Origin of the sequence: Achromobacter sp. GbtcB20 (genome assembly GCF_019091095.1) — a bacterium.
Lineage (GTDB): Bacteria > Pseudomonadota > Gammaproteobacteria > Burkholderiales > Burkholderiaceae_B > Achromobacter > Achromobacter mucicolens.
The window spans coordinates 52,092-75,691 of record NZ_JAGXJZ010000011.1; the positions used below are offsets into that span (position 1 = coordinate 52,092).

The following is a 23,600-nucleotide window of genomic DNA, read 5'->3' on the forward strand; positions in this document are numbered from 1 at the left end:
TGATTGGTGGCGGAAAGCGAGGCGACAGCGACGTGAACACCTGCTTTCTATGCCTTAGCCGTATTGGCTATGCGCGGTCCCGGCAGCGTTGGAACGGGCGTTCCTGCTGCCGGGCAGGCAGCGCAAACCTTGCTTAACCGAGCTTGCGCCCATAGATCTGCCCGGCATCCACTTCGCGACCATTCGGTTCATGCCATTCAAGGGTCGCGCCGCGTTGCAGCGCCGCGTACACGGCTTCGCCCTTGTTCTTGACATGCAGGCGTTGGTACAGCGTGCACGCGTGCGTCTTCGCGGTTGCCACCGAGATGTTCAACATCCGGCTGACGGTCTTGATGGGATAGCCCCTTGCAAGCAACACCAACACTTCGTACTGGCGCGGCGTGATCTGCAGGAGCTGTGCGCCCGCGCTGACCGGCATGGCGCCCTTCGCACCGCCTTCTTCCGCATCCCGCGACGGCAAGGCGCATACGGTGGAGGCCGGAGCCTGCAGCGCCTGTTCGCTCGGGAAGCATTGCCCGCCCGCCATCACCAGGCGGATGGCGGCCTCGAGGATCTCGACCGAAGCCGTCTTCATCAGGCAACCGTACACACTGGCGCCAGGCAGGCCTTGCACCGGCATGGGCAAGGGCATGACGTCCGTCAGAAGCAGAATCCGCTTGGGCGTCAGCACGCGCTGAATCTCGTGCAAGGCGCTCCATGCTTCATCGGTATCCACTGGCAATCCATAGATCAGAAGATCGGCGCCCGCGTGCACGCCGTCGGCCTTGGACACGTCCGCAAGGCCCATCCCCTCGATCTCCCACACATCATCCAACTTGCTAAGAATTTGCCACAACCCCAACCGCAGTAGCGGATGGGCTTCAATCAGGACCATCTTGGCCATGGTGTCCTCCCGGTTTTTCGACGGGCCTAGAAGGGATCTTCGCTGTGCTGAAGATATTATTTATCCAGCCCTGCGGGGGTGATCCGCATATCCCGGAATATCTAATGAAGCTGAACCGGGACGTTTAGGCTGGTCGACTTTGGTAGCCAACATAACGGATGGCATGGAACCCATCTTATGGTTCGGATTTGTCAAAATCAAGACGTTTCAGGGCGATATAATCCGACAAAATCAGAAATCAATCGTTAGCCTTAATCATGTTCCTAAATACGGATGAGGAACCCCATCTCGTCCTTTTTACCGCTAGGGTTTTCACCAGCATCGCCCCGTTGCACCTGCGGTTCTCCCTATGAAACGGCCGCGGTTTGCCGGCCGGCCACGCCCGGAATGCCCGTGTTACAGACGAAAAAAAGCCACGTCGGGGCATCTGCCTGACGCGGCCTTGGGGTGCCGGATGGAGAGGGAAAGCTGTCAACTTGTATCTGTCGACACATCACGCCGGTGAGCGATCCCTTCAATCGAAATAACGGTAACATTTTTATTTTTACGCCCGCAGGCGTATTTACTCCATATAGGCGAAGTCAAATACCGTATGTCCCCCCTGATGATGCCAATGGTGCATTGAAGCATGGCGTTTTCTCAGGAAGTTGGCGTAGTGGATCTCGCCATCGGTTTCGACATAAGTGGAAGGCGAAAGCTCCTCGATCTTGTTCAGCGAAACGCCCTTGCCGTAGTGACAGAAGCCTTGGTACTGGGCGCACCGGATCACGTCTCCGCCAGGCGAGACAACGATTCCGGCGTTGCGGGCGCGCATCGGGTTGCGCACGATCGGGTTGCAGGCGTGGGGCGTCCAGGACATCGAGCGGGGCGAATCCGAGAAGAACGCGAACAGCTCGTCGCAGTGGCTCTGGCCGTCAGTCCGGTCGATATTTGTCAATAGCCACCAGTATTCGCCGTGTTTAAAAATAATGGTATCCACGGCAGAAATATTGGTCATCAGATTAACATCCAGCTCCCATTTCAGCGGAAATTCCGTACATTTCCATAGCTCGATACTGCGATTTCCACACGTTTCCGGAACCATGTATGTCACGCCTTCGTGTTCAAAAATATACGGAAATGAAAGGTGATAAGGCAGGTTCAGCGCGGTGCCCAACAGCCGGAAAGCCCCGTCGGAGTAGGTCGCGACGGAGATCGTGCCCTTGCGGGACGTAAAATCATAGTCCTCGAAAAATATATATGGTTTTTTGTCGTGCGTATAAACGAAGGGGTCCGCGAAAAACCGCCCCTTGGGCGGCTGCAATACCATCGCCTCCGATACCACCGCCTGCTGTCGCGCGGAGGGAAACATACCGATCCGCCACCGGACATTGCGTTTCATGATGCGCCGCACAACCAGATCCGACATTAACCACGCCTGGCGCGCAATATATGCCGCGCTGTCCCACTCTGCCGGGTCGGCGCGGCGCGGACCGCTCATGATCTGCATGGCAGGCGGCGCGACGCCCGGCCGGTCGTGGGCCAGCGCCTGCAAGGCGTCATAGACCATGAAGTTTCCCAAACTGAAAGCGCGGGCCTGATTCTTCAGCCAGAACACTTCCGTGTTGAAACTGCGCTGGTCCAGGAGTTCGTCGTCTTCCTGCCGCGCGCCGATGCGCCAGAGTTTCACGGTGGTGTGATCTTCGCGCTGAAAGACCTCCCAGAAGCCGGCATAACGGCTGGTTGCCACCGCAATATCCGAATAGCTCAATTGCCACACGCCCAGCCGCGACCAGCTGGAAAGTTGCGAGCGTGTGGCGAGCGACGCGCCCAGCGTGATCACCAGGTCCAGCCCCAGCGCCTGCACCTCGCGGCGCGCCTGCGGATCCTCATCGCCGGGCGCCAGCGGAATCACCGCCGTGCCGGCCTGCTGCAGGCTGTCACGCATGTCGCGGCAGGCCAGCATGTCGCGCTGCTTCTGCGGCAGCAGCTTGCCTTCCAGGCGCGACAGCGTGCCGAACAGTGCCTTCACGCTCAGCCTCGGTGCACTGTCGGCGACCTCACCGTTCATCACCAGCAACGCCGTGAGCTCGAACTCCTGGCTGTGGAGTAGCCACTCAACCATCTCGTGCATCCAGCCGGGTTGCTCATACCCGTCAACCAGCAATCCCACCTTGTACGTCGTCATTTCTCGTGCTCCTGTATCAGGGCGATTGGCCTGCCGCGCCGTGACTGCGCAGGGCCTCGCCCGGCACACACCCGGGGCAATGCTTTTATGTTCTCGCGCTGATACTGCGGGCTTTTTAGCGTGCGTTCCAGAGCGCATTCATCCTAGGACTGGTGTCCGAGGACATTCGGCTAAATCTCAACCTCCCGCGCGGGCCGCGCCTCATGCTTCTTCGCGGCAGGGCCTCGTCCGTACGCACGATGCGAAGCGCGCTCGCGGCAAAAGCAACACCACGGCCGCTAGCGCTTAGGGGTAAACCCTATTGGGGATAGCAGAGGCTCGCCTCTCATCCAAGGCTCCCGCATAATGCATTGAAACAAACGTTTGAATTCAACCTTATGCAAGAAATCCGCTCCACACCCACGAGAGAAGCCATCCTGGACACCGCCGAGTCCCTGTTCGCGCAGCAAGGACACGAAGCGACGTCGATGCGCCAGATCACCGGCGCGGCCGGTGTGAACCTCGCGTCGGTGAACTATCACTTCGGCTCCAAGGAGTCACTCGTGCAGGCGGTGCTCAAACGCCGCCTGGAAGTGCTGAATCGCGAGCGCATGCGCCTTCTGGACGAACTGGAGGCGCAATCCGGCGGCAAACCCCTGAAGCCCTCGCAGATCGTCGATGCGTTCTTCGGCACGCTGCTGCGCCTGGCCGCCGATCCCGCGCAGGCCGGCAGCACGTTCCTGCCGCTGCTGGAACGCACGATGACCGATCCCACGGATTTCATCCGGGCACTGTTCGCCGAGGAATACGCCGACGTGCTCGCGCGCTACCGCAACGCGCTGTTCGCCGCCCTGCCGGACGTGCCCCGCGCCGAGATCATCTGGCGTTTCCAGTTCATGCTGGGCGCGACGTCGTACGCGATCATGGGCACCGACCTGCTGCGCTCGGTCACCGGCCTGGCCGGCGACGAAGCCGAACAGCCCAACGACCGCGAACTGCTTCTGCCGCGCCTGATGAGTTTTCTGCTGGGCGGGCTGCGTTCGCCCTTGCCGCACGTAAACGCAAGCCCCGGAGGCGCCTGACCGCCGTCCACCGCCCGCCCGGCCGGCGCGCCCTCCTTTGAAGGCCGCCACGCACCTGAAGAACAACGAGGAGACAAGAAAATGTACGCAGTCATCGTCGCGCTGGTTGTCATTGCGCTCCTGGCCGCCGTGTTGCTGGGCGTGCGCCCCATCCGGCGGGCGCTGTTGTCCGCGCCGATCTTCAACCTGTATCGCAAGGTGTTGCCGCAGATGTCGGACACCGAGCGCGATGCGCTCGAGGCAGGCACCGTCTGGTGGGAAGGCGAGCTCTTTCGCGGCCGGCCCGACTGGAGCCGTCTGCTGGCCTATCCCCGCCCGCAGCTGACCGACGAAGAGCGGCGCTTTCTGGACAACCAGGCCGAGACCGCGTGCCGCATGGTCAACGACTGGCACGTCACGCAAGAGCGCTTCGACCTGCCCGCCGGCGTCTGGAACTATCTGAAGACCGAGGGTTTCCTCGGCATGATCATTCCCAAGCAGTACGGCGGCCTTGCGTTCTCCGCCTACGCCCATTCCGAAATCGTGACCAAGCTATCCACGCGTTCTTCCGCGCTGGCCGTGTCGGTCATGGTGCCGAACTCGCTGGGTCCGGCCGAACTGTTGCTGCATTACGGCACCGAGGAACAGAAGAACCACTATCTGCCGCGCCTGGCCCGCGGCGAGGAAGTGCCGGCGTTTGCGCTGACCAGCCCGTGGGCGGGTTCGGATGCGGCCGCCATTCCCGACAGCGGCATCGTCTGCAAGGGCGAATGGCAGGGCCGCGAGGTGATCGGCATGCGCGTCACCTGGGACAAGCGTTACATCACGCTCGCGCCCGTCTGCACGTTGCTGGGCCTGGCGTTCCGCCTGTACGACCCGGACGGCCTGCTGGGCGGCAAGAAGGACCTGGGCATCACCTGCGCGCTCGTGCCGCACGACCACCCCGGCGTGGACACCGGCCGGCGCCACTTCCCGCTGAACGCCATGTTCATGAACGGCCCGACGCGCGGCGCCGACGTCTTCATGCCGCTGGACTTCATCATCGGCGGTCCCGCCATGGCCGGCCAGGGCTGGCGCATGCTGATGGAATGCCTGGCCGCCGGCCGCTCGATCTCGCTGCCTTCCTCGAACACCGGCATGTCCAAGCTGACGGCGCGCGCCGTGGGCGGCTATGCGCGCGTGCGCAGCCAGTTCCGCATGCCGGTCGGCAAGTTCGAAGGCGTCGAAGAGGCGCTGGCGCGCATTGGCGGACACACCTACATGATGGACGCGGCGCGCACCATGACGGCCGGCGCGGTGGACCTGGGCGAAAAGCCTTCTGTCGTGTCGGCCATCGTCAAATACCACGTCACGGAGCGCGCGCGCCAGGTCGTCAACGACGGCATGGACGTGATCGGCGGCAAGGGCATCTGCCTGGGACCGTCCAACTTCCTGGGCCGCGCCTACCAGCAGATCCCCATCGGCATCACGGTCGAAGGCGCCAATATCCTGACGCGCAGTCTCATCATCTTCGGCCAGGGCGCGATCCGCTGCCACCCCTACGTGCTTGCGGAAATGCAGGCTGCGCAATCGCCGGACCGCAAGCGGGGGCTGGATGATTTCGACGCCGCGTTCTGGGGCCACGCGGGCTTTGTGGTGCGCAACACCTTCCGTGCGCTGGGCACGTCGCTGACCGGCGCGCGGTTTGCCGCCGTGAACGCCGACGTCTCGCCCGCCATGAAGCGCTACTACCAGCTGCTGGGCCGTTATTCCGCGGCATTCGCGATGCTGGCCGACACCTCGATGCTGGTGCTGGGCGGCAGCCTGAAGCGGCGCGAGCGCCTGTCGGCGCGGCTGGGCGACGTGCTGTCGCAGATGTACCTGATCAGCGCCACGCTCAAGCGTTTCGAGGACGAAGGCCGGCAGGCCGCCGACGCGCCGCTGGCGCACTGGTCCATCCAGGACGCGTTGTGCAAATTGCAGGACGCCTTTGACGGCGTGCTGGACAACTTCCCGAACCGTGCGGTGGCCTGGATCATTCGCCGCATCGTGTTTCCGTGGGGCCACCGCCAGATCCCGCCGTCGGACCAGCTTGGCCAGGACGTGGCCCGGCTGCTCATCAGCCCCAGCGCCACGCGCGACCGCCTGACCGCCGGCTGCCATCTGCCCGCCACCGCGGACGAGCCCGTGGGCGCGATCGAGCAGGCGCTGGCCGCCACGCTGGACGCCGAGCCGATCGAAGCCAAGATCCGCGAACTGGAAAAGCGCGGCGTGCTGGACGGAAATCCGCAAGCGAATGTGCGCGACATCGCCGACGCGGCGGTGGCCATCGGCGGCATCACCGCGGAAGAGTACGCGGTGGTCAAGCGCCGCAACCGCTTGCGCGACACCGTGGTGAAAGTGGATGATTTCCCCTTTGACCTCGGCGCCGCCGACGCGGACCGGCCCACGGCCGAACGCAAGGTCGCCTGAGGGAGGTAGCGGATGGCATTCAAACCGGTTTACGTCGTCGACGGTTCACGCACGCCCTTTTTGAAGGCCCGCACGGGCCCGGGCCCCTTCTCCGCCGGGGATCTGGCGGTGCAGGCCGGCCGCGCCCTGCTCCTGCGCCAGCCCTACGCGCCCACCGACCTGGACGAGGTCATCGTGGGTTGCGCGGCGCCCTCGCCCGAAGAAGTCAACATCGGCCGCGTGATTTCGCTGCGGCTCGGTTGCGACGATCGGGTGCCCGGCTGGACCGTCATGCGCAACTGCGCATCGGGCATGCAGGCGCTGGATTCGGCCATTGCAAACATCCAGAACGGCCGGTCGCACCTGGTGCTGGCCGGCGGCACCGATGCGCTGTCGCGCGCGCCGGTGCTGTTTTCGGACGGCATGGTGCGCTGGCTGTCGCGCTGGTACGCCGCGCGCGGCGTGGGCGCCAAGCTCAAGGCGCTGGGCGGTTTCCGGCCCAAGCACCTGGCGCCCGTGATCGGCCTGCTCAAGGGCCTGACGGACCCGGTCGTGGGCCTGTCGATGGGTCAGACCGCCGAGAACGTCGCCACGCTGTTCAATATCGACCGCGCCGCCATGGATGCGTACGCGGCGCGCAGCCACCAGCGCGCGCTGGCGGCCCGCGCCGCCGGCATGCCCGAGGTCACACCGGTCATCGACATGCAGGGCACGCTGCACGCCGCGGACGACGGTGTACGCGAAGACTCCACGCCCGACAAGCTGGCCAAGCTCAAGCCGGTGTTTGACAAGCCGTGGGGCAACATCACCGCAGGCAACAGTTCGCAGGTCACCGACGGCGCGGCCATGCTGGTGCTGGCTTCGGAAGAGGCCGTGCGCAAATGGAACCTGCGTCCGCTGGGCCGCATCATCGATTCGCAATGGGCCGGGCTGGATCCCGCGATCATGGGCCTAGGTCCCGTGCATGCGGCCACGCCGATCCTGCAGCGCCATGGGCTGGGCTTGAATGACCTGGACTTGTGGGAGATCAACGAAGCCTTCGCGGCGCAAGTGCTAGGCTGCCTGGCCGCGTGGCGGGACGAGGCCTACTGCCAGGAAAACTTCGGCACGCCAGCCTGGGGTGAACTAGACCCCGCGCGGCTCAACGTCGACGGCGGGGCCATTGCCATCGGGCACCCGGTGGGCGCCTCGGGGGCACGCATCGTGCTGCATCTGCTGCATGCGCTCAAGCGCCGGGGCGCCCGGCGCGGCATGGCGGCCATCTGCATCGGCGGCGGCCAAGGCGGCGCGATGCTGGTCGAAACCCTGGACGAGGACCGCCCATGACGACATTGGATACGCTTTCCCACTGGCGCCTGGACCGCGACCCCGACGGGCTCGCCTGGCTGACCTTCGACCGCGCGGGCAGCGCGGTCAACGCCCTGTCGGCCGATACCATGACCGAACTCTCGGTGGTGCTTGACGCGCTAGACCGCGATCCGCCCCAGGGCCTCATCATCCAGTCCGGCAAGGCGACGGGCTTCATCGTGGGCGCCGACGTCAACGAATTCGCCACGCTGGACACGCCTGAGCAGGCCCGCGGGCTGGTGTCGCGCGGCTGGAATCTCATGAACCGCCTGGCTGGCGTGCGCTATCCGACGCTGGCGCTGATCCAGGGGCATTGCCTGGGCGGCGGCCTGGAACTGGCGCTGGCTTGCCGCTACCGGCTGGTGGCGGACCAGCCCGGCGCCTCCCTGGCGCTGCCCGAAGTCATGCTTGGCATCTTTCCAGGCTGGGGCGGCATGCTGCGCCTGCCGCAGGTGATCGGCGCGCCGGCCGCGCTGGACATGATGCTGAACGGCCGCGGCGCCGATGCCCGCCGCGCGGCCGCGTTGGGGCTGGTGGACGCGCGCGTGCCGCCACGCCTGCTGCTGGCCGCGGCGCGCCAGACGGTCCTGTCGCGCAAGCCCGCCCGGCGCGCGCGCGGCCTGGGCGCGTTGCTGAACCGCTGGCCGCTGAAAGCCATCGTTGCCAACCGCGCCCGCAAGCAGATTGCCGCCAAGGATCCGCTGGGCCATTACCCGGCCGCGCCCGCCATCGTGGAAATCTGGGAAAAGCATGGCGGCAATGCGCTCAAGGCGCCCGACCTCATCGACCGCATCATTTCGTCCGGCACGGCGCGCAACCTGCTTCGCGTGTTCCGCCTGCAAGAGCGTCTGAAGGCCAACGGCAAGCAGCCCGGCGTTGCGCCCGCGCGCCATGTGCACGTGGTGGGCGCCGGCGTAATGGGCGGCGACATCGCCGCCTGGTGCGCATACAAGGGCATGACCGTGACCCTGCAGGACCAGGAGATGTCCCGCATCGCGCCGGCAATCAAGCGCGCCGCAGCGCTTTATACGCGGCGTTTGAAGGACCCGCGCCTGGCGCGCGCCGCCTTTGACCGGCTGGTGCCCGATCCGGAAGGCAACGGCGTGCCGCTGGCAGACGTCATCATCGAGGCCATCAGCGAGCAGCCCGACGCCAAACGCGCGCTGTACCGGTCGCTGGAACCGCGCATGAAGCCGGATGCGCTGCTGGCCACCAACACGTCCAGCCTGTCGCTTGAAACGCTGCGCGAAGGCCTGGCGCGGCCGGAGCGCCTGGTGGGCATTCATTTCTTCAATCCCGTGGCCAAGATGCCGCTCGTGGAGGTCGTGCACGCGCAAGGCGGCGACCCCGACGCCCAGATCCGCGCCTGCGCCTTTGTCGGGCAGATCGACAAGCTGGCGCTGCCGGTCAAGAGCGCGCCCGGCTTCCTGGTGAATGCGGTGCTTGCGCCTTACATGCTGCAGGCCATGCGCAGCGTGGACGAAGGCGTCGCGCCGGAAACCGTGGACGCCGCGATGGTGGCCTTCGGCATGCCGATGGGGCCGCTGGAGCTGGCAGACACCGTAGGCCTGGACATCGCACGCGACGCCGGCGCGCAACTGGCCGGCGGCGCCGAGCCGCCACGTTGCCTGGCCGAGCGCCTGGCGCGCAACGAGCTGGGCAAAAAGAGCGGCAAGGGCTTTTACACCTGGCGCGATGGCAAGCCGGTCAAGCAGCGCGGCGCGGATCCCGCCGCCGCGCCCGCCGGCCTGGCCCAGCGCCTGATCCAGCCGCTCATCGACGCCACGCGTGAACGTGTCGCGGGCGGCATCGTGGCCGACGCCGATCTGGCCGATGCCGGCGTGATTTTTGGGACGGGCTTCGCGCCATTCACGGGAGGCCCCTTGCATTACGAAGCAGGCAGCACCAAGCAGGACCGCAGCACAGCGGCTCGCGCCGATTAGACCGGCGAAACCAGGCCGGCAGTGGAAGAGAGACACACATCCAACTCGAGGAGGCAGTACCATGCGCAGACGTCCATTGTCCCTGAGCACCCTGTCGGCCATCCTGGTCGGCCTGGGCGCATCCGCAACGTCCTACGGCGCCGGTTTTCAGCTCTTGGAGCAGAACGCCAGCGGCCTGGGCAACGCGTATGCGGGCTCGGCGGCAAACCCGGAGAATGCCAGCATCATGTATTTCAACCCGGCAGGCTTGACCTATCTGCCGGGCCTTAATTTCTCCGGCGGGGTAAACCTGATCAAACCGTCGTTCAAGTTTTCGGACAACGGCAACAGCCGCAACCCCAGCGCGCCGGGCATTGCCGGATCGGGCTTGAACGGTTCGGCTCCCACCGGCGGCAATGGCGGGGACGCGGGCCATCTGGGCGTCGTGCCCAACCTCTACGCCTCCTGGCAACTGAACGAGCAGTGGTACATCGGTCTGGGCGTGGGCGCACCGTTCGGCCTGATGACCGAATACGACGACGGCTGGGTCGGTCAATACCACTCGAACAAGTTCGACATCAAGACGATCAACGTCAACCCGTCCATCGCCTACAAGGTCAACGAGAAATTCTCGATGGGCTTCGGCGTGAACTGGCAACACATCGACGCCACCTACAAGAAAAAAACCGTGGTGCCCATCGCGGGGCTGCCGCTGGCCACCAATGGCGACGCCGACCTGAACCTGAAGGGCGATGCGTGGGGCTGGAACGTCGGCTTCATGCTGCAACCCACCGAAGACACGCGCATCGGCCTGTCGTACCGCTCGAAGATCAAGCACTCGGCCAAGGGCGACACCGACATCGACAACATCGGCCCCACCGGCCAGTCCGTGTCGTTCGACGCCAAGGCCAACGTCGACCTGCCCGATACGTTGATTCTTAGCGCCACGCACCAGCTCAACGAAAAGTGGGAACTGCTGGGCGACGTATCCTGGACCGGATGGAGCAGCATCCCCGAGCTGAAGATCAAGAATTCGGGCCCGGGCGCCCGCGACGATGAACTGCCGCTGAATTTCCGCGACTCATGGCGCGTCGCGGTGGGCGCGAACTACAAGTTCGCGCCGGCCTGGAAGTGGAAGTTCGGTCTGGCGTTCGACCAGTCGCCTGTGTACAAAGCCGCCGACCGCCCGACGTCCCTGCCCGACAACGATCGCTACTGGTTCTCCACCGGCTTGCAATGGGCCGCCACGAAGGACACCACGATCGACGTGGGCTATACCTATCTGTACCTGCGCAAGACGGACATCGACACCACGTCCGGCAGCGCAGCCACCAAGGGCCGCGTCGCGGGCACCTACGACAGCAACGGCCACATCTTCGGCCTGCAACTCTCGTCCCGCTTCTAGCCGTGAACGGGGGACGGCCGCGCGCCGTCCCCCGCTTTTTCAGGAGACTCCCTTGAGCAAGTTCGTCGTCAAAAACGTCGCCGTGCTGGGTGCCGGCGTCATGGGCGCGCAGATCGCCGCCCACCTGGCCAATGCCGGCGTGCCGGTCACGCTGTTCGACCTGGCCGCCCGCGAAGGCGACCGCAACGGCACCGTCAAGAAGGCGCTGGCCGGCCTGAAAAAACTGGAACCCGCGCCGCTGGCCGGCGCCTCGCGCCTGGCGCTCATCACGCCCGCCAATTACGATGACGACCTCGCCCGCCTGAGCGGCTGCGATCTCGTCATCGAAGCCATCGCCGAGCGCATGGATTGGAAGACGGCACTGTACGAGCGCATCGCGCCGCACGTGGCGCCCGGCGCCATCGTCGCATCCAATACCTCCGGCCTGTCCATCGACGCGCTGGCCAACGCGCTGCCCGCCGGGCTGCGCGACCGCTTCTGCGGCATCCATTTCTTCAATCCGCCGCGCTATATGCGCCTGGTGGAGATCATTGCCACCTCGCACACGCAACCGGACGTGCTGGACCAGCTGGAAACCTGGCTGACCTCCGCGCTGGGCAAGGGCGTGATCCGCGCGCTGGACACCCCGAACTTCGTTGCCAACCGCATCGGCGTGTTTTCGATCCTGGCCGCCATGCACCACACCGCGCGGCTGGGCCTGGCCTTCGACGAAGTCGACGCGCTGACCGGCCCCAAGATCGGCCGCCCCAAGAGCGCCACGTACCGCACCGCCGACGTGGTGGGGCTGGACACGCTGGCCCACGTGGTGGGCACCATGGAAAAGAACCTGCCCGACGATCCGTGGCACCGGTACTTCGCGCTGCCGGACTGGCTGTCGGCGCTGATCTCCAAGGGCGCGCTGGGCCAGAAGAGCGGCGCGGGCGTCTACCGCAAACAGGGCCGCGAGATCCAGGTGCTGGATCTGAAAAAGCAGGACTACGCGCCGGGCACGGGCAAGCTGGCCGATGAAGTCGCCGCGCTGCTCAAGGAACGCGACCCGGCCAAGCGCTTTGCCGCCCTGCGCGCCAGCGAGCATCCGCAGGCGCAATTCCTGTGGAGCCTGTTCCGCGACATCTTCCACTACAGCGCCGTGCAGCTCGAGCACGTGGCCGACAACGCGCGCGACCTGGACCTGGCCATGCGCTGGGGCTTCGGCTGGTTGCAAGGCCCGTTCGAAACCTGGCAGGCCGCGGGCTGGCAGGCCATCGCCGCCGCCGTGGCCGAGGACATCGCCGCCGGCCGCGCCATGAGCGACACGCCCCTGCCCGCCTGGGTGCTGGAACCGGACCGCCAGGGCGTGCATGCGCCGCAAGGCTCGTATTCCGCCCGCACGGGCAAGCTGCATCCGCGCTCGACGTTGCCGGTGTACGCGCGCCAGCTGTTTCCGGAACGCGTCGTGGGCGAAGCCGCCGACGACCGCGGCGTCACGGTCTGGGAAAACGAAGGCGTGCGCCTGTGGAATCTGCCGCAGGTCGACGCCGGCATCGCCATCCTGTCCGTCACGTCGCGCAACCACACGCTGGGCGCCGAGGTGCTGGAAGGCGTGCTGCAGGCGGTGGCCATGGCCGAACGTGAATTCGACGGCCTGGTCATCTGGCACGACGCGCCGTTTGCGGTGGGCGCCAACCTGCAGCAGGTGGTCGAAGCCTGCGCGGCGGGCCAGTGGGACATGCTGGAGGCCACGGTCGAAAAATTCCAGCGGGCTTCGCAGTCGTTCAAGTACGCGCAGATCCCGACCGTTGCCGCGGTGCAGGGCATGGCGCTGGGCGGCGGCTGCGAATTCCTGATGCACGCCTCGCACCGCGTGCTGGCGCTGGAAAGCTACATCGGGCTGGTCGAGGCCGGCGTCGGCCTCATTCCGGCGGGCGGCGGCAGCAAGGAGTTCGCCGCGCGCGCCGCGGCGCTGGCGGCCAAGACGGCCACGCCCGGCGAAGTCTTCCCCTACCTCCAACCGGTCTTCCAGACCATTGCCATGGCCCAGGTTGCCAAGAGCGCACTGGAAGCCATCGAGGCCGGCTTTGCCCGCGAGCACGACATCGTGCTGTTCCATCCCGGCGAACTGTTGTACGTGGCCATCGGCCAGGCGCGCGCCGCGGCGCAGGCCGGCTACACGCCGCCCGCCCGCCTGCAGAACGTCCCGGTGGCCGGCCGCAACGGCATCGCCAATTTCGAGATGGTGCTCGTCAACATGCGCGAAGGCGGCATGATCAGCGCGCACGACTACCGCGTGGCCCGCAGCGCCGCAGTCGCGCTGTGCGGCGGCGAGGTCGAGACCGGCACCAAGGTCGACGAAGAATGGCTGCTGGCCGTGGAGCGCAAGGAATTCGTGGCGCTGCTGCGCACGCCTGAGACCCAGGCGCGCATCCGCCACACCCTGGAAACCGGCAAACCCTTGCGGAACTAGCCTAAAGGAAATGGATATGAGCACGCAGATCCAAGACGCCTACATCGTTGCCGCCACGCGCCTGCCGGTGGGCAAGCGCAATGGCGCCTACATCACCACCCGGCCCGACGACATGCTGGCCGCCGCGCTGAACGGCGCGCTGGCGCAGGCGCCCGGGCTGGACGCCGCCCGCATCGACGACGTGATCGCCGGATGCGCCATGCCCGAGGCCGAACAGGGCATGAACGTGGCCCGCATCAGCCTGCTGCTGGCCGGCCTGCCGCAAAGCGTGGCGGGCGTCACCGTCAACCGCTTCTGCGCGTCGGGACTGCAGGCCGTGGCGGACGCCGCCGCCCGCATTCGGCTGGGCGAGGCCGACATCATGATCGGCGCGGGCACCGAATCCATGAGCGCCATGCCGCAGATCATGGGCAACAAGGTGTCCATGAACCCAGCCATCTTCGCTCACGAAGAAAACATCGGCATGGCATTTGGCATGGGCCTGACCGGCGAAAAGGTCGCCGAGCGCTGGAAGGTGTCGCGCGAGGATCAGGACGCCTTTGCGCTGGCCTCGCACCAGAAGGCCTGCGCGGCGATTGCCGCCGGCCACTTCCGCGCCGAGACCACGCCTTTTGAGGTCGTCACGCACCTGCCAGACGGCGCCAGCGGCGCGGTGCGCTTCGCGCGCCGCCTCGTCGAGGTTGACGAAGGCCCGCGTCCCGACAGCAGCCTGGAAGCGCTGGCGCGGCTCAAGCCGGTCTTCTCCACGCGCGGCAGCGTCACGGCGGGCAACAGCTCGCAGATGTCGGACGGCGCGGCGGCCGTGATCCTGGTGTCCGATCGCATCCTGCGCGAATTCAACCTGAGCCCGCTGGCCCGCTTCGTGGGCTTTGCCGTGGCCGGCGTGCCGCCCGAGGTCATGGGCATCGGCCCCGTCGCCGCCATCCCGAAGGTGCTGGAACGCGCCGGCATCAAGCAGGACGCGCTGGACTGGATCGAGCTCAACGAAGCGTTCGCGGCCCAGTCGCTGGCCGTGATCCGCGAGCTGAACCTGGATCCTGCCAAGGTCAATCCGCTAGGCGGCGCCATTGCGCTGGGCCACCCGCTGGGGGCCACGGGCGCGATCCGCACCGCGACGATCACGCACGGGCTGCGCCGCACCGGCGGCAAGTACGGGCTGGTCACGATGTGCATCGGCACCGGCATGGGCGCGGCCGGCCTGTTCGAGGCCATGTAGCCAAACGGCGGCCAGCGTGAAGCCCTACTGGTTCAAGAACCTGTCGCCCGAGTGGCGCGCGCGGCTGATGCGGGTGGGCTTCAACCTGCATCCGGCCTTTCGCGCCACCGGCGGCCGCGTGCTGCACGTGTCGCCGGACTTCCAGCACATCCGCATCAAGCTGCCGCTCTTGCGCCGCACCCGCAACATCGTGGGGTCGATGTACGGCGGCTCGCTCTTTGCGGTAACCGACGGCGCCCACCCGACAATGCTGATGTCGGCGTTGGGCCCGGATCACATCGTCTGGGACAAGGCGGCCAGCATCCGTTTCCGCAAGCCCGCCTACACCACGCTGTATGTCGACTTCCGGCTGCCGCCGGGCGAGATCGCCGAAATCCGGCGCTTGCTCGCCACGCACCACGAAACGACCCGCACCTACACGGTCGAACTGAAGGACAAGGACGACGTCGTGTACGCCGTCGTGGAACGCACGATCTACATCGCAGACAAGAAGTTCTACAAGCAGAAGAACACTGGAGGTGACAAATGCGTTTCAACCCCGGAGGGCGCACCGCCGCCCTGAGCCTGATTCTCGCGGCCTGCCTGGCGGGCGCGCCCGCCTTTGCCGACGTGGACGTTGCCGGCGTGCGCGTGCCCGAACAGCTTGCCGAAGGCAGCCAGGCGCTGACGCTGAACGGCGCGGGCCTGCGCACGCGTTTCGTCGTGAAGGTCTACGTGGCCGCGCTGTACGTCACCACGAAAAGCCACGACGCCGCGGCACTCATTGACAGCACGCAGCCGCGCCGCATGCGGCTGCGGATGCTGCGCGACGTGGACAGCAAAAGCCTGGACGGCGCGCTGCAGGACGGATTGCGAGACAATACGAGCTCGCAGGAACTTGCCGCGCTGAAAGCGCCCGCCGAGCGCCTGTCACGCTTGATGAGCGACATCGGCGCCGCCCGCGAGGGCGATGTCATCGATCTGGACTTCGATGCCCGCGGCGTCGCCATTGCCAGCAACGGCAAGCCGCGCGGCCGCATCGACGATCCCGCCTTCGCCCGCGCCCTGCTTCGCGTCTGGCTGGGCGACAGCCCCGCGCAGGCCTCCCTGAAGAAAGCCCTGCTGGGCAACTAGGGCCTTGCGCCCCAACGGAACCGCAAGACATGGAACGAATCTGGCACAAGAGCTATCCCTACGGTGTGCCCGCGGAGATCGGGACCGACAGCGCGACCACCCTGGTGACGATCATCCAGGAAAGCTTCCGGCGCTTTCCCGGCAAGACGGCCTACATCAGCATGGGCAAATCGATCACCTATGCCGAACTGGACGCGCTGACGCGACGCTTCGCCGCATGGCTGCACGCGAACGGCCTTGGCCGCGGCGACCGCGTCGCGCTGATGATGCCCAATCTGCTGCAGTATCCCGTCTGCCTCTTCGGCGCCCTGCGCGCCGGCTGCATCGTGGTGAACTGCAACCCGCTCTACACCGCGCACGAGCTTGAACACCAGCTTGCCGATGCGGGCGCGCGCGCCATCGTGGTCGCGGACAACTTTGCGGCCACACTGCAAAAGGCGTTGCCCGCCACGCAAATCGAACGCGTGCTGGTGACGTCCATCGGCGAGATGCTGGGTCCCATCAAGGGTCGTCTTGTGGACTTTGCCGTGCGGCGCGTCAAGCGCATGGTGCCGGCGTGGTCGCTGCCCGGATCGCAGAAACTGGGCGATGCGCTGCGCCAAGCCCGCGACCTGCCGTTCGCCGACGTGCCGCTCACGGCTGCCGACCTGGCGTTCCTGCAGTACACGGGCGGCACGACCGGCGTCGCCAAGGCCGCCATGCTGTCGCACGGCAACCTGGTGGCAAACGTCAGCCAGGCCTACGCCTGGGTCAGGCCCCTGGTGAAAGACGGCGAGGAATGCATCGTCACAGCCCTGCCGCTGTATCACATCTTTGCGCTGACGGCGAACTGCCTGACGTTCATGAAACTGGGCGCAAGCAACCTGCTCATCATCAATCCGCGCGATATTCCGGGGCTGATAAAAGAGATGGGCAAGGTGCCGTTCTCGGCGTTCACAGGCGTGAACACGCTCTTTAACGCGCTGCTCAACCACCCGGATTTTGCCCACCTGGATTTCTCGCGGCTGCGCTTGACGATGGGCGGCGGCATGGCGGTGCAGCGCTCGGTCGCAGACCGCTGGCGCGCCGCGACGGGCGTGTCGATCGCGCAGGCTTACGGGCTCACGGAAACGTCGCCCGCCGTCACCATCAATCCCCTGGACACCAAGATCTTCAACGGGTCCATAGGCTTGCCCGTGCCCTCCACCGACCTGTCGATCCGCGACGACGCCGGCCGTGAACTGGGCGTCGGGGAAACCGGCGAGATCTGCGTGCGCGGCCCGCAGGTCACAGAGGGCTATTGGAACCGGCCGGACGAGACGGCGCTGGTCATGTACCCGGACGGCTTCCTGCGCACGGGCGACATCGGCTACGTCGACGAGACGGGCTATGTCTATCTGGTCGACCGCAAGAAGGACATGATCCTGGTGTCGGGCTTTAACGTGTACCCGAACGAAGTCGAGGACGTGGCCGCGCTGCACCCGGGCGTGCGCGAGGTGGCGGCGGTGGGCGTGCCCGACGAGCGCTCCGGCGAAGCCGTCAAGCTCTACGTCATCCGCAAGGATCCCACGCTGGACGCGGACACGTTGATCGCGCATTGCCGCACGCAGCTCACGGGGTACAAGGTGCCTCGGTATATCGAATTCCGCGACGACCTGCCGCGAACCACCGTGGGCAAGATCCTGCGGCGCGAACTACGTCCGGACGCGCAAGACGCGGCGCCGGCCAATGCGCCCCACGCGGCGACCGACGCCACCGGCAACGCCCCCGCCCCCGCTCCTGCCTTCACCCGCCAGGCGACCGGCCAGGACTGATCCCCGCGGGCGCACCGCCTTTCCGCCCACGCGTCACTGTCGCACGCGGGCAACAGCGCCCGCGTCGGCCCCGGGCGCGGGCCTGCGCGTCAACCCGCTGAATTCGCAAGGCTTTTCTTCGGCAATTCCCAAAGCCCCGCGCTGCCGCAGGGCTTTTTTACATCTTCCCCGACGTCCGCTATTGGCCGCGCATATCAACACAATTAATAATAGTTATCGTTGTTGTTTCTATACGTAGCTGGCCGCATCCTTTTGCCGCGCCAGTGGGGAGATCCTTTTGAAACGCCATCACACTCCGGCCGCCCTGCGCGCGCGGCTGCGCCCCCGTGTTCCCGCCGCGGCCGCGCTGGCCGCCTGCCTGGGCGCGGGCGCCGCGCACGCGCAACCCGAGCAGCCCGCCACGCTGCCCGCCGTGCAGGTCCTCGGCACTGGCGAGACTGCCACTGGCCCCGTCGACGGCTACGTCGCCCGGCGCAGCGCCACCGGCACCAAGACCGACACGCCGCTATCCGAGACGCCGCAAGCGATCACCGTGATCCCGCGCGAGCAGATCATCGACCAGGGCTCGCAGAACGTGCAGGACACGATGAACTACGCGGCGGGCGTGCGTCCGAACGCCTACGGCGTGGACAACCGCGGCGATTACGTGCGCGTGCGCGGCGTGGAGCCCGTGCAGTATCTGGACGGCCTGCGCCAGTTCTTCAACTACAACAACCCGCGCACCGAGGTCTACGGCCTGGAACGCGTCGAGGTGCTGCGCGGCCCGGCGTCGATGCTGTACGGACAGGGCAGCACGGGCGGCATCGTCAACCTGGTCAGCAAGCGCCCGCAGGCAGAACAGCAGGGCGAAATCGGCGTGCAGCTGGGCAACTTCAACCGCCGCGAAATCCAGGCAGACATCACCGGCCCGCTGACCGAGGACGGCCAGTGGCTGTACCGCGTGGTGGCCCTGGGCCGCGACAGCGACACGCAGGTGCAGTACGCGCAGGACGACCGGATGTTCCTCGCCCCGTCGCTCACGTGGCAGCCCAGCGCGGCCACCTCGCTCACGCTGCTGGCCTCGTGGCAGAAGGACCGGTCCGGCACGACGCAGTCGTTCCTGCCCTGGAGCGGCACCGTCGACCACAATCCGAACGGCCGCATCCCCACGCGCCGCTTCGCCAGCGAGCCGGGCTTTGACGCCTACGACACCGAGCAATTCAACGTGGGCTGGCTGTTCGAACACCAGTTCAACGACACCTGGAAGGTCCGCCAGAGCTTTCGCAATACGGTCAGCAGCGTCGACTACAAGTCGCTCTATCCGAACGTCTATGGCGACCGCCGCGGCGATTCGTACATCGACGACGCGCAGACCACCGTCGACCGCTACTACTACATCAACAAGCCCCGCATGCGCACGCTGCTGGCCGACCAGAATCTGGAAGGCAAGCTGAACTGGGGCCGCACGCAGCACACCGTGATCGTGGGGATGGACTACACGCGCTACCGCGAAACCAGCCAGTCCGACAGCGGGCTGGGATCGCCGCTGAACCTGTACCACCCGGTATACGGCAACGCGCCGGACTACACGCTGACCGACACGCCCAAGCAGCGCCAGCAGCAAATAGGCTTCTACGCGCAGGACCAGATCAAGTTCGACAAGAACTGGATCCTGCTGGCGGGGATCCGCCGCGATCGCGTCGAAAGCACGACCGAGGGCCAGGACAAGGAAACCGACCAGGCCACCACCAAGCGCTTCGGCCTGATGTACGCGGCCGACAACGGCTGGTCGCCCTACGTGAGCTACAGCGAGTCCTTCACCCCCATCGCGGGCGCGGACTTCTACAACCAGCGCTGGAAGCCCATGCGCGGCAAGCAGTGGGAAGTGGGCCTGAAGTACATGCCGCCCGGCGCCGACCTGGAATTCACGGCGGCGGCGTACGACCTGCGCGAAAGCAACCGCCAGACCAACGATCCGGACAACCCCAACAACCAGATCCAGGCCGGCAAGACGCGCACGCGCGGCGTCGAACTGGAGATGCGCGGCCGCGTCACCCAGAACGTGGACGTGATCGCCAACTACATCTACACCGACATCGATCCGCAGCTTGAGGGCATGCCCAAGCACATGGCGTCGCTGTGGGGCAAATACCGCTTCACGCTTGCGGGCCAGCCCGGCTTCGCGGTCGGCGCCGGCACCCGGTTCCTGTCCAAGTTCCGCGACGGCGGCGCGCCGGAAACGCCGTCGGTGACGCTGTTCGATGCGATGGTCAGCTACACGAACGGACCGTGGCGCTACGCCCTGAACGTCAACAACATCGCGGACCGCACGTACGAAGTGGTGTGCCTGGACCGCGGAGACTGCTTCTACGGCGCGCGCCGCACGGTCATGTTGAGCGGCGCCTACCGCTTCTGACGTCCAAACCGTCCCCATATCCGGGACGTATACCGCGGGTCAACCTGTACGTACATGCTGTACGTACAGGTGTACACTACGATTTTTTCAACCGTCCGACAGACGCGCGCATGAACGTCTGCAACCCAGAAAAATCGTCCTGGAGACCCCGATAGTGTCGACCGCAACTACCCGCTCGCCCTTTTTTGGCACGATGCAGAAAATCCCCGGTGGATTGATGCTGGTGCCGCTGATCCTGGGTTCCCTGATCGGCACCTTTGCCCCCGAAGCGCTCGCCATCGGCGGCTTCACGACTGCTCTCTTCAAGAACAGCGCACTGCCGCTGATCGCGCTGCTGATCTTCGCCACCGGCACGCACGTCAACGCCCGCACGGGCGGTCCCATTCTGGCCACCGCCGGCACCATCCTGCTGATGAAGACGCTGGTGCCCGCCACCCTCATCATCATCCTGGGCAGCTACGTCGGTCTTGACGGCCTGTGGGGTGTGTCGATCCTGGCGATGCTCGCCGCCTTCGACAACAGCAACGGCGGCCTGTGGCTGGCCTACACCGGCCAGTACGGCGATGCCCGCGATCGCGGCGCCTACGTGGCCAGCGCGGTCAACGACGGCCCCTTCTTCAGCCTGCTGTTCCTGGGCGCGTCGGGCCTTGCCGACATTCCGATGATCGCCCTGGTCGCCGCGCTGGTGCCCTTCCTGCTGGGCGTGGTCGTGGGCAACCTGGACCCGAAGTGGCGCGACGTGCTCAAGCCCGTGCCGAATATCGTCATCCCGTTCTTCGCCTTTGCGCTGGGCACCGGCATCAATCTGGGCGCGGTCGTCAGCGGCGGCATCAGCGGTCTGATCCTGGGCCTGATCATCAGCCCCATCACCGGCGGTCTGGTCTACCTGGGCTATCGCCTGATCCTGCGCCGCGGCGGCAAGAGCGGCCTGGGCTTTGCGGCCGGCACCACCGCCGGCAACGCCATCGCCACGCCCGCCGTGGTCGCGGCCGCCGATCCCAACTTCCAGCAGTATGTGTCGGCCGCCACCGCGCAGGTCGCCGCGTGCGTGCTGATCAGTTCCATTCTGGCTCCGGTGCTGGCATCCTGGTTCCTCAAGCGCGCTGGTGAGCTCAAATCCGAGGACGCCGATGCCACCGTTGCCCCGCCCCTGACCGAAGCCCGCGGAGAGGCCTTGTGAAACCCGCCATCGCGATCGTCGCCGACGACCTGACCGGATCCGGCGACACCGCCGTGCAATTCGTGCGGGCTGGCTGGTGCACGCACCTGTCCATCGGCGGCGCGGACGAGGCCCTGGCCGGTCCCGCGCACGACGACGTCGAGGTGCTGGCCGTGACGACCAACAGCCGGGCGCTCAGCGCCGCCGATGCCGCCGACGTCATCGGCCGCAACGTGCGGCAATTGCGTGAAGCCGGCGTGTCGCGCCTGTACAAGAAGGTCGATTCGACCCTGCGCGGCGCCTTCAAGGCCGAGATCGACGCGGCGCGCGACGCCTGGCGCGACGACGCCATCGCGGTGGTCTGCCCCGCCTTTCCGGCCACGGGCCGCACGGTCGAGCAAGGCATTCTGTATGTGAACGGCAAGCCGGTCACCGAGACCTCGGCGGCTACCGACCCCGTGACGCCGGTAACCGAAAGCCATATTCCGACCTTGCTCGGCAGCGCCCACGTGGCGCCGCTGGCGCACGACACGCCTGAAACGCTGGCCGCGCGCATCGCGCAGGCCGGCGCCACCGTGGTGGTCGATGCCGCCACCGATGACGACCTGGAACGGCTGGCGCGCGCCGTCGGGCTGCTGGGCGAGCGCGCCCTGCCCGTGGGCGCGGGCGGACTGGCCGTGCCGCTTGCCCGCGTGTGGGCAGGCGCCGACCAGACCGCGCCTGTCGTGGTCGTGGTGACCTCGCAGCACAGCGCCGCGCGCGGCCAGGCCGCCGCGCTGCAGGCTGCGGGCGCGGACACCTGGAGCCCGTCGCTCGAGCAGCTGGCCGACGACGCGCAATGGCAGGCCTGGAGCCAGCCGCTGCTGCAGGCGCACGCGCAGGCCCCGCTGGAAGCCGGCACGATTCTGCTGCTGGCTCCCGAAGGCCAGCGCGCCGGCCTGGATTCCGACAAAGTCGCCGACCGGCTCGGCAGCCTGGCCGCGCAATTGATTACCGCCTCGCGCGCGGCCGGCGTGGTCGCCACCGGCGGCGACGGCGCGCGCAGCGTGCTGTTGGCGCTGCAAGCCAACGGCATCGCGCTGGTGGACGAAGTGATGGGCGGCGTGCCGCTGGGCACGCTGACCGGAGGCACGGCCGCAGGCCTGCCCGTGGTGACCAAGGCCGGCGGCTTTGGCACCGAAGACGTACTGGTTCGCGCGGTTCGCGCGATCCGCGACAGGAGATTCAAGCGATGACACAAACCCCTCCCGCGAAGCTGCCCCTCTTGGCTGTGACCTTGGGCGACGTAGCGGGCATCGGGCCGGAAATCACGGCCAAGATGCTCATGGGCCACGACGAACTGCGCCAGAAGGCGCGCCTCTTCGTGGTCGGCGATGCAGACGTCATGGCCAATGCGGTGCGCAATCTGGGCGCCGACCCTTCCATCGTGCGCAAGATCGAGCGCCCGGCCGATGCGACCAACACCCCGGGCCTGATCGAAGTGCTGCAGGCCGGCCCGTCGCTGGCGCACGTGAAGTTGGGCGAGATCAGCGCGGACGCCGGCGACGGCTCGGTCCGATTTGTCACGACGGCCTGCGCCTTGGCGCGCGCCGGCGAAATCGACGGCATCGTCACCGCCCCGCTGAACAAGGCCGCCATGCACGCCGCCGGCCACAAATGGCCCGGGCACACCGAACTGCTGGCGCATGAGTTCGGCGTCAAGACGTTCTCGCTGGTGCTGTCGGCCGGCGACCTCTACATCTTCCACGCCACGACGCACGTGTCGCTGCGCCAGGCCATCGAAGACGTGAACCCTGCCCGCATGCGCGCCGTGCTGCGGCTGGCCGGCTCGTTCGCCACCGCGCTGGGCCGTGCCGACGAACCCGTGGCGGTCGCGGGCCTGAACCCGCACGCCGGTGAGAACGGCATCTTCGGCAGCGAAGACGCCGACATCCTGGCGCCCGCCGTGGCCGAAGCCAACGCCGCCGGCATCCTGGCCGCGGGTCCCATCCCGGCCGACGCGCTGTTCCCGCAGGCCGTGCGCGGCAAGTGGAAGTTCGTGATCGCCTGTTACCACGACCAGGGCCACGCGCCCTTCAAGTCCGTGTACGGCGACGACGGCGTCAACATCACCGTGGGCCTGCCGGTCGTGCGCGTGTCCGTGGACCACGGCACCGCGTTCGACATTGCCGGCAAGGGCATCGCGCGCGAAGACAGCCTGATCCTGGCCGCCGAGCGCGCCGCGCATCTGGCCCCGGGCTGGACGCATGTATGGGAAACTGCGCGGGCACAAACCGGAGGTTGATTC

The 23,600-nt window shown here is 66.6% G+C and carries 16 protein-coding genes; 14 read left to right on the plus strand and 2 right to left on the minus strand.

Going from position 1 to position 23,600, the window contains the following annotated elements:
* Positions 1-133: 133 nt before the first annotated feature.
* Both KVT32_RS15725 and KVT32_RS15730 read right to left on the minus strand, forming a co-directional pair.
* Complete coding sequence (locus KVT32_RS15725; protein ID WP_062839173.1) at positions 134-883, minus strand: response regulator transcription factor; 750 nt, start codon at positions 881-883, stop codon at positions 134-136.
* Between the two features lie 562 nt (positions 884-1,445).
* Positions 1,446-3,050: a hypothetical protein gene (locus KVT32_RS15730; RefSeq protein WP_152384972.1), complete on the minus strand. Its 1,605-nt coding sequence runs from the start codon at positions 3,048-3,050 to the stop codon at positions 1,446-1,448.
* Between the two features lie 377 nt (positions 3,051-3,427).
* On the opposite strand from KVT32_RS15730, the gene KVT32_RS15735 reads away from it, so the two are divergent.
* The 14 genes from KVT32_RS15735 to pdxA all read left to right on the plus strand — a co-directional run bounded on the left by KVT32_RS15735 (position 3,428) and on the right by pdxA (position 23,597).
* Positions 3,428-4,111, plus strand: coding sequence for a TetR/AcrR family transcriptional regulator (locus KVT32_RS15735; RefSeq protein ID WP_056323661.1), 684 nt, complete (start codon positions 3,428-3,430; stop codon positions 4,109-4,111).
* Between the two features lie 81 nt (positions 4,112-4,192).
* On the plus strand, positions 4,193-6,541 hold the full coding sequence (locus KVT32_RS15740) for an acyl-CoA dehydrogenase (RefSeq protein WP_217618484.1): 2,349 nt from the start codon (positions 4,193-4,195) through the stop codon (positions 6,539-6,541).
* Positions 6,542-6,553: 12 nt separating this feature from the next.
* A complete protein-coding gene (locus KVT32_RS15745; protein WP_175155902.1) occupies positions 6,554-7,846 on the plus strand; it encodes an acetyl-CoA C-acetyltransferase in 1,293 nt (430 codons plus the stop codon).
* Positions 7,843-9,810, plus strand: a complete 1,968-nt coding sequence (locus KVT32_RS15750) for a 3-hydroxyacyl-CoA dehydrogenase NAD-binding domain-containing protein (protein WP_217618485.1) — start codon at positions 7,843-7,845, stop codon at positions 9,808-9,810. Before KVT32_RS15745 ends, KVT32_RS15750 begins: the two co-directional genes overlap by 4 nt.
* Before the next feature lie 61 nt (positions 9,811-9,871).
* Positions 9,872-11,194 carry an OmpP1/FadL family transporter gene (locus KVT32_RS15755; protein WP_152384976.1) on the plus strand — a complete coding sequence of 441 codons (1,323 nt, stop codon included), beginning with the start codon at positions 9,872-9,874 and terminating at the stop codon, positions 11,192-11,194.
* A gap of 52 nt (positions 11,195-11,246) precedes the next feature.
* Positions 11,247-13,637, plus strand: a complete 2,391-nt coding sequence (locus tag KVT32_RS15760) for a 3-hydroxyacyl-CoA dehydrogenase/enoyl-CoA hydratase family protein (protein ID WP_152384977.1) — start codon at positions 11,247-11,249, stop codon at positions 13,635-13,637.
* Between the two features lie 16 nt (positions 13,638-13,653).
* Entirely contained in the window at positions 13,654-14,853 is a 1,200-nt protein-coding gene (locus KVT32_RS15765) for an acetyl-CoA C-acyltransferase (protein ID WP_152384978.1), read from the plus strand.
* A 16-nt stretch (positions 14,854-14,869) separates the two neighbouring features.
* On the plus strand, positions 14,870-15,415 hold the full coding sequence (locus KVT32_RS15770; protein ID WP_056323642.1) for a DUF4442 domain-containing protein: 546 nt from the start codon (positions 14,870-14,872) through the stop codon (positions 15,413-15,415).
* Positions 15,379-15,966, plus strand: coding sequence for a chalcone isomerase family protein (locus KVT32_RS15775; protein ID WP_062839181.1), 588 nt, complete (start codon positions 15,379-15,381; stop codon positions 15,964-15,966). Before KVT32_RS15770 ends, KVT32_RS15775 begins: the two co-directional genes overlap by 37 nt.
* A 29-nt stretch (positions 15,967-15,995) precedes the next feature.
* On the plus strand, positions 15,996-17,759 hold the full coding sequence (locus tag KVT32_RS15780; RefSeq protein ID WP_254636893.1) for an AMP-binding protein: 1,764 nt from the start codon (positions 15,996-15,998) through the stop codon (positions 17,757-17,759).
* 277 nt (positions 17,760-18,036) lie between these two features.
* The gene (locus KVT32_RS15785) at positions 18,037-20,154 is read left to right on the plus strand and encodes a TonB-dependent siderophore receptor (RefSeq protein WP_371825590.1); all 2,118 of its coding nucleotides are present in this window, start codon (positions 18,037-18,039) and stop codon (positions 20,152-20,154) included.
* A 193-nt stretch (positions 20,155-20,347) separates the two neighbouring features.
* On the plus strand, positions 20,348-21,334 hold the full coding sequence (locus tag KVT32_RS15790; RefSeq protein WP_056323637.1) for a 2-keto-3-deoxygluconate permease: 987 nt from the start codon (positions 20,348-20,350) through the stop codon (positions 21,332-21,334).
* On the plus strand, positions 21,331-22,548 hold the full coding sequence (dtnK, locus tag KVT32_RS15795) for a D-threonate kinase (protein ID WP_217618486.1): 1,218 nt from the start codon (positions 21,331-21,333) through the stop codon (positions 22,546-22,548). The genes KVT32_RS15790 and dtnK overlap by 4 nt, the downstream gene beginning before the upstream one ends.
* Positions 22,545-23,597: a 4-hydroxythreonine-4-phosphate dehydrogenase PdxA gene (gene pdxA / locus KVT32_RS15800; protein ID WP_152384981.1), complete on the plus strand. Its 1,053-nt coding sequence runs from the start codon at positions 22,545-22,547 to the stop codon at positions 23,595-23,597. Before dtnK ends, pdxA begins: the two co-directional genes overlap by 4 nt.
* The last annotated feature ends 3 nt before the right edge of the window (positions 23,598-23,600 follow it).